This is a genomic window from Roseobacter sinensis, from assembly GCF_025755255.1.
Lineage (GTDB): Bacteria > Pseudomonadota > Alphaproteobacteria > Rhodobacterales > Rhodobacteraceae > Roseobacter > Roseobacter sinensis.
Map to the genome: position 1 here is coordinate 251849 of NZ_JALIEB010000002.1, position 14139 is coordinate 265987.

At 62.9% G+C, this 14139-nt stretch carries 14 protein-coding genes; 6 read left to right on the top strand and 8 right to left on the bottom strand.

Features of this window, described 5'->3' with window-relative positions:
• Positions 1 to 46 precede the first annotated feature (46 nt).
• The 3 genes from MUB52_RS04150 to MUB52_RS04160 are packed head-to-tail and all read left to right on the top strand — an operon-like array spanning position 47 to position 2489.
• Positions 47 to 979, top strand: coding sequence for a bifunctional riboflavin kinase/FAD synthetase (locus MUB52_RS04150; RefSeq protein WP_263842932.1), 933 nt, complete (start codon positions 47 to 49; stop codon positions 977 to 979).
• Positions 976 to 1446, top strand: coding sequence for a YcgN family cysteine cluster protein (locus tag MUB52_RS04155; protein ID WP_263842933.1), 471 nt, complete (start codon positions 976 to 978; stop codon positions 1444 to 1446). The genes MUB52_RS04150 and MUB52_RS04155 overlap by 4 nt, the downstream gene beginning before the upstream one ends.
• Entirely contained in the window at positions 1446 to 2489 is a 1044-nt protein-coding gene (locus MUB52_RS04160; RefSeq protein ID WP_263842934.1) for a threonine aldolase family protein, read from the top strand. Before MUB52_RS04155 ends, MUB52_RS04160 begins: the two co-directional genes overlap by 1 nt.
• On the opposite strand, the gene MUB52_RS04165 is transcribed toward MUB52_RS04160, so the two are convergent.
• Together MUB52_RS04165 and MUB52_RS04170 are read right to left on the bottom strand one after the other, a co-directional pair.
• A complete protein-coding gene (locus MUB52_RS04165) occupies positions 2463 to 3263 on the bottom strand; it encodes an alpha/beta fold hydrolase (RefSeq protein ID WP_263842935.1) in 801 nt (266 codons plus the stop codon). The two genes, MUB52_RS04160 and MUB52_RS04165, sit on opposite strands and share 27 nt — an antisense overlap.
• A complete protein-coding gene (locus tag MUB52_RS04170; RefSeq protein ID WP_263842936.1) occupies positions 3260 to 3859 on the bottom strand; it encodes a 2-hydroxychromene-2-carboxylate isomerase in 600 nt (199 codons plus the stop codon). Before MUB52_RS04170 ends, MUB52_RS04165 begins: the two co-directional genes overlap by 4 nt.
• A 114-nt stretch (positions 3860 to 3973) precedes the next feature.
• Here MUB52_RS04170 and MUB52_RS04175 point away from each other — a divergent pair, with 114 nt between their 5' ends.
• From MUB52_RS04175 to MUB52_RS04185, 3 genes are all read left to right on the top strand, one after another.
• On the top strand, positions 3974 to 4993 hold the full coding sequence (locus tag MUB52_RS04175) for a ribose-phosphate pyrophosphokinase (RefSeq protein WP_263842937.1): 1020 nt from the start codon (positions 3974 to 3976) through the stop codon (positions 4991 to 4993).
• Between the two features lie 283 nt (positions 4994 to 5276).
• Positions 5277 to 6530 carry a PQQ-dependent sugar dehydrogenase gene (locus MUB52_RS04180; RefSeq protein WP_404818183.1) on the top strand — a complete coding sequence of 418 codons (1254 nt, stop codon included), beginning with the start codon at positions 5277 to 5279 and terminating at the stop codon, positions 6528 to 6530.
• A gap of 8 nt (positions 6531 to 6538) precedes the next feature.
• Positions 6539 to 7099, top strand: coding sequence for a c-type cytochrome (locus MUB52_RS04185; RefSeq protein WP_263842938.1), 561 nt, complete (start codon positions 6539 to 6541; stop codon positions 7097 to 7099).
• A 52-nt stretch (positions 7100 to 7151) separates the two neighbouring features.
• Here the strand turns inward: MUB52_RS04185 and MUB52_RS04190 are convergent, their stop codons facing one another.
• The 6 genes from MUB52_RS04190 to MUB52_RS04215 all read right to left on the bottom strand — a co-directional run bounded on the left by MUB52_RS04190 (position 7152) and on the right by MUB52_RS04215 (position 13846).
• On the bottom strand, positions 7152 to 8516 hold the full coding sequence (locus MUB52_RS04190) for a hypothetical protein (protein ID WP_263842939.1): 1365 nt from the start codon (positions 8514 to 8516) through the stop codon (positions 7152 to 7154).
• A gap of 248 nt (positions 8517 to 8764) precedes the next feature.
• A complete protein-coding gene (locus MUB52_RS04195) occupies positions 8765 to 9181 on the bottom strand; it encodes a F0F1 ATP synthase subunit epsilon (protein ID WP_263842940.1) in 417 nt (138 codons plus the stop codon).
• Positions 9182 to 9192: 11 nt separating this feature from the next.
• Complete coding sequence (atpD, locus tag MUB52_RS04200) at positions 9193 to 10617, bottom strand: F0F1 ATP synthase subunit beta (protein WP_263842941.1); 1425 nt, start codon at positions 10615 to 10617, stop codon at positions 9193 to 9195.
• A gap of 19 nt (positions 10618 to 10636) precedes the next feature.
• On the bottom strand, positions 10637 to 11512 hold the full coding sequence (locus MUB52_RS04205) for a F0F1 ATP synthase subunit gamma (RefSeq protein WP_263842942.1): 876 nt from the start codon (positions 11510 to 11512) through the stop codon (positions 10637 to 10639).
• A gap of 243 nt (positions 11513 to 11755) precedes the next feature.
• Positions 11756 to 13285, bottom strand: coding sequence for a F0F1 ATP synthase subunit alpha (atpA, locus tag MUB52_RS04210; protein WP_263842943.1), 1530 nt, complete (start codon positions 13283 to 13285; stop codon positions 11756 to 11758).
• A complete protein-coding gene (locus tag MUB52_RS04215) occupies positions 13286 to 13846 on the bottom strand; it encodes a F0F1 ATP synthase subunit delta (protein WP_263842944.1) in 561 nt (186 codons plus the stop codon).
• Positions 13847 to 14139: the final 293 nt, after the last annotated feature.

Consider the following 14139-nt stretch of genomic DNA (forward strand, 5'->3'; position numbering starts at 1 on the left):
CCCACGCCGCTTGCGTGTTGCGCGCACGAACGCTACGCAAGGCGGCATGGAAACCATCCGTGACTACCAGTTCGTGGCACCGGAGCACCGAGGCGCCAGCGCCGCGATCGGGAATTTCGATGGCGTGCACCTGGGGCATCAATCGGTCATCGACCTGGCCCGCCGTGCGGCACCGGATGCGCCGCTCGGGATCGTCACCTTTGAGCCGCACCCGCGCAGCTATTTTGCACCCGGCGCCCCTGCCTTTCGCCTGATGGGGCGGGCGGCCCGCGCGCACCGGTTGGAAAAACTCGGTGTCGAGCGGCTTTACGAGCTGAACTTCAACGCAGCCCTTGCCGCCCTGTCGCCCGAAGCCTTCGCGCAGAAGGTCATTGCGGACGGCTTCGGGCTGCGTCACGTGGTGGTGGGGGCTGACTTCTGCTTCGGCAAGGGCCGGGCGGGCACGGCGCAAGATATGCAGGACTTCGGGCAACGCATGGGCTTCGGCGTGACCATCGCCCCGCTGATGGCGCATACAAACAAGACCGTCTCGTCCACGGCGATCCGGCAGGCGCTGAGCGATGGCGACCCGCGGCTTGCGGCCGAGATGCTGGGCCACTGGCACCGCATCGAGGGCCCTGTGATCGGCGGCGAGCAGCGCGGCCGCGAGCTGGGCTATCCCACGGCCAATATGTCGATCGAGGGGCTGCATCCACCGGCCTTCGGCGTCTATGCGGTGCTGGTCGATGTGCTCGAAGGCCCGCACAGAGGCAGCTATCACGGGGTTGCCTCGCTGGGCGTGCGCCCGATGTTCGGGGAAAACCGGCCGAACCTTGAAACCTTCCTCTTCGACTTCCAGGGCGACCTCTATGGCACGCCACTGTCGGTCGGCCTGGTCGACCACCTGCGCCCGGAAGCCAAGTTTGAGGGGCTGGATGCGTTGATTTCCCAGATGGATGCGGACAGCGCTGAGGCCCGCCAGATCCTGGAGGCGCTGTGAGCGATCCCATTGACCGAGACGGGCTTGCGCCGAGGTATTGGGAACGCAAACCGCTTGCGAAGATGAGCCAACGTGAGTGGGAGGCGCTCTGCGACGGCTGTGGCAAATGCTGTCTCAACAAGCTCGAGGACGAGGACAGCGGGACCGTCGCTCTGACGCGCATCGCCTGTCGTTTGCTCGACGATTCCACATGCCGCTGTGCGCATTACGAGAACCGGCATCAATTCGTGCCCGACTGCATCGTGCTGAAGCCCGACAACCTCGACACGCACGCCTATTGGATGCCCGCGACCTGTGCCTATCGGTTGCTGTGGGAGGGCAAGCCGCTCTACGACTGGCACCCGCTCATCAGCGGCACGGCGCAGTCGGTGCATGACGCCGGCGTCTCGGTGCAAGGCTGGACGCTGAGCGAGTTCGACGTGCCCGAAGACGACTGGGAAGAGCATGTCATCGAGGAGCCGGTCTGATGTTGTTTGCCTCGGACAATGCCGGACCCGCCCACCCCAACGTCATGCGGCACCTTGAGCGGGCCAATGCGGGCTACATGGCCTCCTACGGCGCGGATCCGATCATGGAGCAGGTACGCAATCAGTTGCGCGAGGTTTTCGAGGCGCCCGAGGCGGCGGTCTATCTGGTCGCCACCGGGACGGCAGCCAATGCGCTGGCTCTGGCCTGCTATACCCAACCCTGGCAGACGGTGTTCTGTACGCACGTGGCGCATATCCAGGAGGATGAATGCAACGCGCCGGAGTTCTACACCGGGGGCGCCAAGCTCAGCCTCGTGGAGGGCGGCGACAAGATGACCCCTGATGCACTGCGCGCCCGGATCGACGCCGAGGAAAGGCGTGGTGTGCATGGGCCGCAGCGCGGGCCCGTTTCGATCACGCAGGTGACCGAGCGCGGTCAGGTCTACACCTTGGATGAATTGCGTGATCTCACAGAGGTCGCGCGGGGTTTCGCCCTGCCCGTCCATCTGGACGGTGCGCGCTTTGCCAATGCGCAGGTTGCGCTGGGGTGCAGCCCGGCAGAGATGACCTGGAAGGCGGGTGTCGATGTGGTGTGTTTCGGCGGCACCAAGAACGGCTGCCTCGGCGTTGAGGCGGTGATCTTCTTCGACCCTGCCAAGGCCTGGGAGTTCGAGCTTCGACGCAAGCGCGCAGCACATCTCTTCTCAAAGCACCGCTACCTGTCGGCGCAGATGGCGGGCTACCTGGAGGGCGACACCTGGCTGGAGGCCGCCCGGGCGGCCAATGGCAGCTGCGCGCAGCTTGCCGAGGGGTTGCGCGCCCGGACGGCCGAGATGATCCATCCGCCTCAGGCCAACATGATTTTCGCGCGCTTCCCCCGCCGCATTCACCAGCGCCTGCATGATGCAGGCGCCGTCTACTACATCTGGGAGGGGGCGCTCGAGGGCGACGACCCAGACGAGAGGCTGACGGCCCGGCTGGTCTGCGACTGGTCGACCGAGGCTGCGCAGATCGACCTATTTCTCAGCCATTTCGACGAGTGATCTGATCTCGGCCGCGACCTGCGCCGGGTGGGTGAGCGGAGACATATGCCCTGCACCCGCAATCCAGGCACGGCGGGCGTGCGGCAGGCGCGCCGCCAAGCTGGCGCTGATTACATCAATGATCTCCGCCGTCTGATCCCCCTGGATCAGCAGGCTGGGCACCTCAATCCGCGCCAGCGCACCGGGGGCCAGAAGACCTGCCCGGTCCTCGACAATCGCGGAGGCCTGCGCGGGCACCAGGTGAACTCTCCGGGCCAGATACTCCCTTGTGCCAGCGGGCATATCGTCCCACCGCGTCCCGTCCCCCCAGAACCGGTTGAAGAGACGCGCAGCGCGCGGGTGGTCGCCGCGCGCGAGCGCATCGAAATAGGGTTTCGCCTCGCGCTCATGCGCCCGCATCTTGTCCGGCGCATCCGCCATAGCCGCCGCAAAGAAGACCGGTTCGATCAGCGTCAGGCTGCGCACCAGAGCGGTGTGCTCGACGGCGACCCGCAAAGCGACGGTTGCGCCGAAAGAGTGGCCGATGAGGTGCATCGGCGCGTCAAGATGCGCCAGCGCCGCTTCGGTGCATTGGTCATGCAAGTCCCCCGCCGGATCCCAATCGTCGCTTTGACCGTGCCCCGGCAAATCGATGGCATGCAGGGTCAGATCACCCGCAAGCGCCGCCCCGAGAGCACGCCACGCGCCGGAATGCGCCAGCGTGCAATGCAGGGCGAGTGCCGGCAGCCGCCCCGCCCCAAACCTCCGGACATGGGTGTGACAGGCAGCGGTCACAGAGCTCCGGAGAGGTGCAGGTCCAGATCCTCGATGCGGTCCTGGCCCCAGAAGCGCTGCCCGTCATCGGTGATGTAGAAAGGTGAGCCGAAGACGCCGCGCTCCACCGCTTCTTCCAGATTGGCCGCATAGGTCTCGGCCCCTTGCAGCAGCCCGCTGTCGGCAAGGCCCGGATCAAAGCCCGCCTCTTCCAGGCAGGCGCGGACAACCGCATCCTCGGCGATGTCCTTGTCCTCGGCCCAGACCGCGCGGCAAATGCTGTGCATCAGCTTGCCCAGATCGCCTCCGCCCGTGTTCTGTGCAGCAATGAAGGCGTAAGACGACGGCGCGCCGTTGGTCGGCCAATGCGCGGGCTTGAGGTTGAAGGGCATCTTCAGTTTCTTCGCCTGTCGCGGCAGCTCCTGCGCGCGGTACTCGATGCGGGAGACATGCCGATCCTTGGGCGGTGTCCCGCCGGTGCGTGGGAAAAGCGCCAAGATGTCGAAGGGTTTGTAGGTCAATGTGGCGCCATGTTTGGCCGCGACCTCCTCGGCCCGGTTCCCGGCCAGGTAGGCATAGGGCGACAGAGTGGAGAAAAAGAGATCGATATGCGCCATTTTGCGGCTCCTGACAGGTGTGGGTTCTTTGCCGATTGGTAAGGCCGTGGTAGGGGGAGTCAACATCACGAATCTGTCACAATTCCGTTCCCGCTGCGCTCCAGGAAATCCCCCATGCCTCAACTGCAAGAACCCAAACTGATCGCAGGCAATTCCAACATGCCCCTGGCGAACGCCATCGCGCGGCGGATGTCGATGCACCGGGGCAGACAGGTCGGTCTGGTGGATGTTCGGGTCGAGCGATTCAACGACGGCGAGATCTTCGTCGAGGTGTTCGAGAATGTGCGCGGGGAGGACATGTTCATCCTTCAGTCCACGTCGAACCCGGCCAACGACAACCTGATGGAGCTGCTGATCATGGCGGACGCGCTACGGCGCTCGTCAGCGGCGCGCGTGACGGCGGTACTGCCCTATTTCGGCTATGCGCGGCAGGACCGGCGCACCAAGGCGCGCACGCCCATCACCGCCAAGCTGGTGGCCAATATGCTGGTCGGCACGGGGATCGAGCGGGTTCTGACAATGGACCTGCACGCCGCCCAGATCCAGGGGTTTTTCGACATTCCCGTCGACAACCTCTATGCCTCGCCGATCTTTGCGCTGGATATCCAGACGACCTTCAAGAAGCGTATGAATGAATTGATGATCGTCTCGCCGGACGTTGGCGGCGTGGCGCGCGCGCGGGAACTTGCGAAGCGGATCAATTCCCCGCTGGCCATCGTGGACAAACGCCGCGAAAAACCCGGCGAAATCGCGGAAATGACGGTGATCGGCGATGTGAAAGGAAAGACCTGCTTGATCGTGGACGACATCTGCGACACCGCCGGCACGCTTTGCAAAGCGGCCGAGGTGCTGATGGAGAACGGGGCGAAGGAGGTCCACTCGTACATCACGCATGGCGTGCTCTCTGGTCCGGCGGTCGAGCGTGTCACCAACTCTGTCATGAAATCCCTCGTTGTCACGGATTCGATCGCGCCCACCGAGGCCGTTCAGAAAGCCCGTAACATCCGTATCGTGCCCACCGCACCGGTCTTCGCCCAGGCGATCCTGAACATCTGGAGCGGCACCTCGGTCTCCTCCCTCTTCGAAGCCGAGACGCTCAGCCCGATCTACGACGGCACCTACGCGGCGGAATAAGGCGACCGCAGCCGCAGCGCCATTCGTGACGCTGGGCCATGACATCGCGGGCCCTGCACAAAGGCGCGCCCTTTCGCTTAGACAGGTCGTTTTTTCGCAGCCATTAGCGCGCAGATCCGCCTGCGCCAGTGCGACCAAAGTCTGCACTTCGCCGGCGTCAGTCACACGTGGCGGTTGTTGACAGCGTTAACCTTTGTTGCTGTCATATTCGAACGGCGGTCCAAAAGGGAGGCTCAACCTGACCGAGCAGCAACTCTGACACTCGAAATCTGGGAGGAATTTCATGACAGTGATGCAAATCACCACGGGCGCCGTTCTTGGCGCCGCAATAGCCGGTGCGGCTGTTGCGCAGGACAATATGGACAAGCTGTCCAACATGCAGCGCACAGATGCGACCTTTACCCACATCGAACAGACCGGTGCGCGCGCCGACGCCCTGAAGGAGATCATCCCGCATATCAATGTGCCCGATGGTTTCGAGGTCAGCCTCTATGCGGTCGTGCCCGATGCCCGCTCGATGGCGGTTGCGCCGCAGGGCACGGTGACCTTTGTGGGCACGCGGAAGGACAAGGTCTGGTCGGTCGTGGACCGGGATCGCAATCGTGTGGCGGATGAGGTGAAGGATTTCGCGCCGTCGATCACCTTCGACATTCCGAACGGACCGTGTTTCTCGAAGGATGGCTTTCTCTTCATTGCCGAGCGCAACCGGGTGCTGAATTTCCCCGCCGCGGAGTTCTTCTTTGAAGGGCCCGACCCGGCCGTGGCCGTTGTGGTCGAACAGGGCGATCTGGTGCCCGTGGAAGAGGAAAGCTTCAACCACACGGCGCGGGTCTGTGACGTGGGCCCGGACGGCAAGCTCTATATCTCGCTGGGCCAGCCCTACAACGTGCAGCCGGCAGAGAAGGTCGACATGTATGACAAGATCGGCATCGGTGGCATCATCCGCATCAACACGGACGGCACGGGCCGCGAGGTCTTCACCCGGGGGGTGCGCAATTCGGTGGGCCAGGACTTCCACCCCGAGACAGGTGAGTTGTGGTGGACCGACAATCAGGTCGACGGCATGGGCGATGACATCCCACCGGGTGAGCTGAACCGCCAGACCGAAGCGGGCCAGCACTTCGGCTTTCCCTGGACCAACAGCCGTGTCGAGATCATGTCCGAAAGCGAGCACCCACGCCCCGAGGGCGTGAGCTTCATCGAGCCACAGCTGGAGCTGACCGCCCATGCGGCAGACCTCGGCATGAAGTTCTACGAAGGGTCGAGCTTTCCCGAGGCGTATCACGGCGGCATCTTCTGGGCGCAGCACGGCTCGTGGAACCGCACCACGCCAGTGGGCGCGCGGGTGATGTTCACCGCCCTTGATCCCGAGACGGGCGATGCGGTCGAGGCGCAGGTCTTTGCCGATGGCTGGCTCAACGAAGAGACTGGCGAATACCGCGGGCGCCCGATGGATATCGCCTTCTTGAAGGACGGCTCCATGCTCGTCTCAGATGATTTCGCCGGTGCGATCTGGCGCATCGCCTACACGCGGTGAGGTTTGTGATGGCCCTGTCCGGCGCGCTTTTATGCGCCGGACCCCTCGCCGCCGAGATCGTGGGCGACCGCGATGCAGGCCGCAAGATTTCCGGCCAATGCCGCACCTGTCACGGCGCGGATGGCTACGCGGCGATCCCAATTGCGCCGCATATCGGTGGCGAGCCCGAGAGCTATCTGCGCGACCAGCTCACCGCCTTTCGCGACGGGACGCGCGAACATGAGATGATGACGATTGTCGCCGCGAACCTGAGCGATCAGCAGATCGCTGATCTGGCAGCCTGGTATGGGGGTCATGAGGCGCGGGCGGAGTTGACGGCAGACCCGGCTGGCGCGCCGGAGCTCTGCGTGGCCTGTCACGGCGCGGACGGGATGCATCTGGCCGACGATGTTCCCAATCTCGCGGGCGAGACCAACATCTACATCGACACGCAGCTCAAGGCCTTCCGGTCGGGCAAGCGGACCCATGAGGTCATGAGCGGCATTGCCGCGGAACTGACCGACGCAGAGATCCGCGCCTATGCGGATTGGTACGCAGCCGTGAAGCTGTACATCGAGACGGTCGAATAGCCCGCGCGCTGGCGACGTGCCCCTGTCTTGAACATCGCCGGTCAACTGAGCGCTAGGCGCGCAGGTCTATACTGCGCATCGGGGCGGTCTGCTGGCCGGGGGCGTCAAACGTTCCGTCCTGCTGGAAAAACCGCGTGCCGTCGCCATTGCGCACAATCAGATTGGCCGCGTCGTCGACCCCTTCGAAGGTGATGGCGCCCCCATCCTCGAAACTGAGCGTCAGAAGCCCGTCGGTCTTGTCGACGGTGTAGCGGGCGGAACTGTCGAGATCGACCAGGACAGACACGCCCTTGCCAAGCGAGACATGATCCTGTCCGTCACCGCTGCGGTACTTGAGTGCGACGGTCCCGCTCTCGAGGTGCATCCGGTCGTCACCGAGGCCGCCGTCGACAGAGATATGTCGGTCGGCACGGATGTTCAGGGTGTCATTGCCCGCACCGCCCTGCACATCAGCGTTGCTCAGTGAGGAGAACCTCAGCTCGCGACCCGATCCCTCGGCGCGCGGCGTGTAAATGGTGTCGAGCGGTCGATTGCCCTGCTCGACGTCCACCGAGATGACGTCGTCGCCCGCGCCCCCGTCGATCCGGGTGGCCAGCACCGCCTTCACGGCAATACTGTCATGGCCCTCATCCCCATTCACATATTCCACCAGGCCGCCGTTGATCGCCACGGCGTCATTGCCCGCGCCCGCGTGCACGCCGTTGACCAGCCGGGACTGGACCGCGATGGAATCCGCGCCGCCGCCGGTCCAGATATCCTGCACATCACGCGCTTGGATCGAAAGACTGTCGGCGTTGCTGTACCGGCGCTGGCCGCCATGGCCGCCACCGAAGCCATCGCCGACAATATGCGCCATCGTGGCCCGATCCGCGTCCGTGTGCACGCTGTAGACCCGATCGGCGCTGATGCTGACGGCGTCGCTGCCATCACCGGTGCGCATCCCGCTCACGGTGTCATCGGTGACCGCGACAGCGTCATTGCCGTCACCGGTGGCATATTCGACATATTCGGTTTCGAGCGTGAGCCTGGCATCCGCGCGGCTGATGGTGTCGATGTTCGCCCGAACAAAGTCGGCCATGGTGGTCCCGATATCCGGCTCCTCGGTGTTTTGCGGGTCAATGGGTGCCGCGCTGTCGTCTTGGCCGGACAGTTTGACCAAAGCCTTCATCAGCTCCAGCGCCTTTTGGCGGTACCGCTCGGCGACCAGATTGACCGAATCGTCCACATGATCGTTGGTTATGATCTCACGGGCCTCATACCGCTCATCGCGGTCGGCCATGTAATCTTTCTGGGCCACAGCCTTCTCGCGGCGCAGAGCCTCCACGGTGCTTGTGGTGCTGGGCCCGTCGTCCTGCTGCCGGGTGACTTCGGCGCGGGCCGCATCGGATTGCGCCATGAGCAAAGATGCTGTGATCATTGGACTATTTTGCTGAATCATCATTGTCACACCCTCCTTCACCCGAAGATGAGCGTGACTCAGAAAGATTGCCGATCGCTTAACGCCAACAGCGGACTGGATAGAAATGAAACAACCCCCGAACCGCACGGCGTGCCAGACAACAAGGCGGAGATCAGGCAGGAAAGGCACAGCCGGGGCGGACAACGGGACCGCTCAAACAAAAAGCCCCGACTGTGCGGGGCTTTCGTGATTATGTTCTGGTCGGATCAGACGCGGATGTGATCGCCCACGGCCACCATATCGGCAAGAAGCTTGGCCGCGTCATCGACGGGGCCGGGCTCGTTTTTGAAGGTTTCTTTGGCCTGCGCGAGCGCCTCCTCGGCCTCCTTGATCAGTGCCTTCATATCGTCAGCGGTGACCTCGGATTTCGGCATGGCGCGCTCGGCCAGCACCGTGACACCGGACGCGGTGATCTCGGCGAAGCCGCCGGTCACCACGTAGTCGCTGGTGCCATCGGGACCTTCAGCACTCAGCACACCGGGGCGCAGGGTGGTGATAGTGGGCGCGTGGCCCGCCATCGCCGTCATGTCGCCGTCAGCGCCCGGGATCTGCACCGAGGTGACGGCGGCCGAGGCCAGCCGCCGCTCGGGCGAGACCAGGTCGAATTGGGTTGTGTCTGCCATCAGGGGCCTCCTCAGGCGGCGTCGGCCGCCATTTTCTCGGCTTTGGCTTTCACTTCCTCGATGCCGCCGACCATGTAGAAGGCGCCTTCGGGCAGGTGGTCGTATTCACCCGCCACAACCGCCTTGAAGCTCTCGATGGTCTCGGTCAGAGGCACCTGCACCCCATCCGAGCCGGTGAAGACCTTGGCCACGTCGAAGGGCTGGCTGAGGAAGCGCTGGATCTTGCGGGCGCGGGCCACGGTGAGCTTGTCCTCTTCGGAAAGCTCGTCCATGCCGAGGATCGCGATAATGTCCTGTAGCGACTTGTAGCGCTGGAGAATACCTTGAACGTCTCGAGCGACCTTGTAGTGCTCTTCCCCCACGATGCCCGGGTCCATCAGACGCGAGGTGGAGTCGAGCGGGTCCACCGCCGGGTAGATGCCGAGCTCGGAGATGGCGCGCGACAGCACGGTTGTGGCGTCGAGGTGCGCAAAGGTGGTCGCGGGCGCAGGGTCGGTGAGGTCGTCCGCAGGCACGTAGACCGCCTGGATCGAGGTGATGGAGCCTGCCTTGGTCGAGGTGATGCGCTCCTGCATCTGGCCCATGTCGGTGGCCAGCGTCGGCTGGTAGCCCACAGCCGAAGGAATACGACCCAAAAGCGCCGACACTTCGGAGCCCGCCTGCGTGAAGCGGAAGATGTTGTCGACGAAGAAGAGAACATCCGTCCCGGACTGGTCGCGGAACTGCTCGGCCAGTGTGAGGCCGGTCAGGGCCACACGCGCGCGCGCGCCGGGAGGCTCGTTCATCTGACCGTAGACCAGCGCCACCTGGCTGTCCTCAAGGTTGTCGGGCTTGATCACGTTGGATTCGATCATCTCGTGGTAGAGGTCGTTGCCCTCACGCGTCCGCTCGCCCACGCCGGCGAACACCGAATATCCCGAGTGCACCTTGGCAATGTTGTTGATCAATTCCATGATGAGAACGGTCTTGCCAACGCCAGCACCGCCGAAGAGGCCGATCTTGCCGCCCTTCGCATAAGGTGCCAGCAGGTCGATCACCTTGATGCCGGTCTCCAGCACCTCGGATTCGGTGGCCTGTGCGGCGAATTCAGGCGCGGGCTGGTGGATCGCGCGGGTTTCATCCGAAACCACCGGGCCCTTTTCGTCCACGGGCTCGCCCACCACGTTCAGAATACGACCCAGCGTGGCGTTGCCCACCGGGATCGAGATGGGGCCGCCGGTGTCGGTCACTTTCTGACCGCGCACGAGGCCTTCGGAGCTGTCCATCGCGATGGTGCGCACAGTGTTCTCACCAAGGTGCTGTGCGACCTCGAGCACGAGGCGGTTGCCGTTGTTGTCTGTTTCCAGCGCGTTGAGGATCTCCGGCAGGTGATCCTCGAATTGAACGTCAACGACCGCGCCGATGACCTGGGTGACTTTGCCGACTGCATTTGCCATGTCGTTTCTCCGGTTGTCTTTAAAGCGCTTCCGCGCCGGAAATGATTTCGATCAGCTCGTTGGTGATCACAGCCTGACGCGAGCGGTTGAACTCGATGGTCAGCTTGTCGATCATCTCGCCTGCGTTGCGGGTCGCGTTGTCCATCGCAGACATCCGCGCGCCCTGCTCGGAGGCGCCGTTTTCCAAGAGACCTGCGAAGATCTGTGTCGCCACACCGCGGGGCAGCAGATCGGCGAGGATCGCCTCCTCAGATGGCTCGTAGTCGAAGAGGGTCGAGGTGTCGTCGCCTTCCTCTTCCTCGAACTTGGCGGGGATGATCTGTTGCGCGGTGGGGATCTGACTGACCACGTTCACGAACTTCGAGTAGAAGAGCGTGGCGACGTCGAATTCGCCTGCGTCGAAGCGCGCGAGCACATCCTTCGCGATGGCCTGCGCATCCGCATAACCCACGCGCTTCACTTCGGTAAGGTCCACATGGTCGATGAAAAGCTTGCCGAAGTCGCGCTTGAGCTGGTCGCGCCCCTTCTTGCCAACGGTGAGGATTTTCACCTCCTTGCCCTCGGCTTGCAGCTTGGTGGCGTGGCTCTTGGCGAGCTTGGCGATGTTGGAGTTGAAGCCGCCGCAGAGGCCGCGCTCGGACGTCATCACGATCAGCAGTTGCACCTTGTCGCTGCCGGTGCCCGACAGCAGCTTGGGTGCCGTGTCGCTGTCGCCGACGGACGCCGCCAGCCGCGCCATCACCGCGTTGAAGCGTTCGGTGTAGGGGCGGGCCTGTTCCGCCGCTTCCTGCGCGCGGCGCAGCTTCGCGGCGGCCACCATCTGCATCGCCTTGGTGATCTTGCGGGTCGATTTGACCGACTCGATCCTGTTTTTTAGGTCCTTCAGACTAGGCACAATGTCCTACCTTTCCAACCATGTGTACGCGAACGCAATAAAAAGGGAGCCGGCGAAGAGAAGAATACCCAAGTACCTTCCAGACTTTTCCCATCTTGCTTTCCTTCCGTATTCTTCGACACAGACATGCACTGTCCGCCATTTCCCTGTTCTGAAACCGCATTGTGATCCCGCGCTGCATTCTCGAATTTCGACAGCTTCTTTCCCACATCGGTTGCAAACAAAGAGGTCAGGCATCTTCTCCTAGGCGAAATCAGCGGCGAATTCACTGATCGCAGCCTTGAGCCGGTCTGCCGCGTCGTCCTTGATCTTGGGATCTTCGTTGGTGATCCAGTCGAGAATGTCGCTGTGCTTGGAGTGCATGTGACCCAAGAGGCCCTTCTCGAAGCGGCCCACTTCGCTCACGTCGATCTTGTCGAGGAAGCCATTGGTGCCTGCGAAGATCACGCAGACAATCTCGGCGTTGGTCAGCGGCGAATACTGCGGCTGTTTCATCAGTTCGGTGAGGCGCGCGCCCCGGGCCAGCAGTTGCTGGGTCGAGGCGTCGAGGTCGGAGCCGAACTGCGCGAAGGCCGCCATTTCGCGGTACTGCGCCAGCGACAATTTCACCGGGCCCGCGACCGAGGACATCGCCTTGGTCTGGGCCGAGGAGCCCACGCGGGAGACCGACAGACCGGTGTTCACGGCAGGGCGGATGCCCTGGTAGAAGAGCTCGGTTTCGAGAAAGATCTGGCCGTCGGTGATTGAGATCACGTTTGTCGGAATAAAGGCCGACACGTCGCCGCCTTGGGTTTCGATGATCGGCAGCGCCGTGAGCGAGCCGTTGCCCGCGTCATCGCCCAGTTTCGCGGAGCGTTCCAGAAGGCGGGAGTGCAGGTAGAAGACGTCACCGGGGTAGGCTTCGCGTCCGGGCGGACGGCGCAGCAGCAGCGACATCTGACGATAAGACACGGCCTGTTTGGAGAGGTCATCGTAGATGATCAGCGCGTGGCGGCCGTTGTCGCGGAAGTGCTCGGCCATCGCGGTGGCGGAATAGGGTGCGAGGAACTGCATCGGCGCAGGCTCGGACGCCGTCGCGGCGACGACGATGGAATAGTCGATAGCACCCGTCTCTTCGAGCTTCTTGACCAACTGCGCCACGGTGGAGCGCTTCTGGCCGACGGCGACATAGATGCAGTAGAGCTTCTTGCTCTCATCATCGCCAGCCGCGTCGTTATAGGATTTCTGGTTCAGGATCGCGTCGAGGGCAACGGCGGTCTTGCCCGTCTGACGGTCGCCGATGATCAGCTCACGCTGACCGCGGCCAATCGGGATCATCGAGTCGACGGCCTTGAGGCCGGTCGCCATGGGCTCATGCACGGATTTGCGCGGGATGATGCCCGGCGCCTTGACATCCGCCTGGGAGGAGGTCTTGGCGTTGATCGGGCCCTTGCCGTCGATCGGGTTGCCGAGGCCGTCCACAACGCGACCCAAAAGCTCGTCACCGGTCGGCACCGACACGATGGAGTTGGTGCGCTTGACGGTATCGCCTTCCTTGATGTCGCGGTCGGAGCCGAAGATCACGACACCCACGTTGTCGGATTCGAGGTTCAGTGCCATGCCCTGAATGCCACCGGGAAACTCGACCATTTCACCGGCCTGCACGTTGTCCAGACCGTACACGCGGGCGATCCCGTCGCCGACGGAAAGCACGCGGCCCACTTCGGCTTCCTGACCGAAGTTCTTGATCTGGTCTTTCAGGATCGCAGAAATCTCTGCTGCTTGGATACCCATTTATCCGACCTCTTTCATTGCATTCTGGAGGGAATTCAGCTTCGCGCGGATCGAGGTGTCGACCATGCGCGAACCAACTTTGACGATCAGACCGCCGATGAGGCTTTCGTCGACGGTTGCATCGAGTGTCACGGTTTTGCCGGTGGAAGCTTTCAGCGTCTTGGCGAGTTTCTCGGCCTGCGCTTTCGTCAGTTCCTTGGCCGAGATGACCTCGGCGGTGACTTCACCCTTCTCGGCGGCAATGATGTCGCGCAGGGTGGCCACAAGTTGCGGCAGAACGAAGAGACGGCGTTTCTGTGCCATCAGGGCGAGCGTGTTGGCCATCGTGTCCGAGAGGCTCATCTTTGCGGCGATGGCGCTGATCGCCGCACCTTGTTCTTCACGCGAGTAAATGGGGGAATGGATCAGCGCCCGGAAATCTGCACTCTCGCTCAGCGCTGTCTTTAGGGCATCGAGGTCGGTTTCGAGAGTGTCCACGGCGTTGCCATCCTTGGCGATCTCGTAGACCGCGGTGGCGTAGCGCGCGGCAATACTCGTGGAAATCGAAGCTGGTTCTGACACGTCCACCCTTCCGATGTTCTTGCCCCGGATACGCGAAAAAATCGCGTCACCGAGGGTGTTGGCGCGACTTGAATTTACTCAAGACGTCAAAATCAGCGGTGATGTAGCAGAGAGACCCCCACCCCGCAACATGAGATACTGTAGAGCGTTCAAACCTCTTTTCCCCTATTTTCAGACGCTTGGCGCAAGTGCGACCGTTTGGCGTCTCAGAAACTTTGCGCAACGGCGCGATTATTAAGGAATTTGGCGATTCCCGCGCCGGGTTTTTGTGCACCTCGGCGCAAATCGAGGGT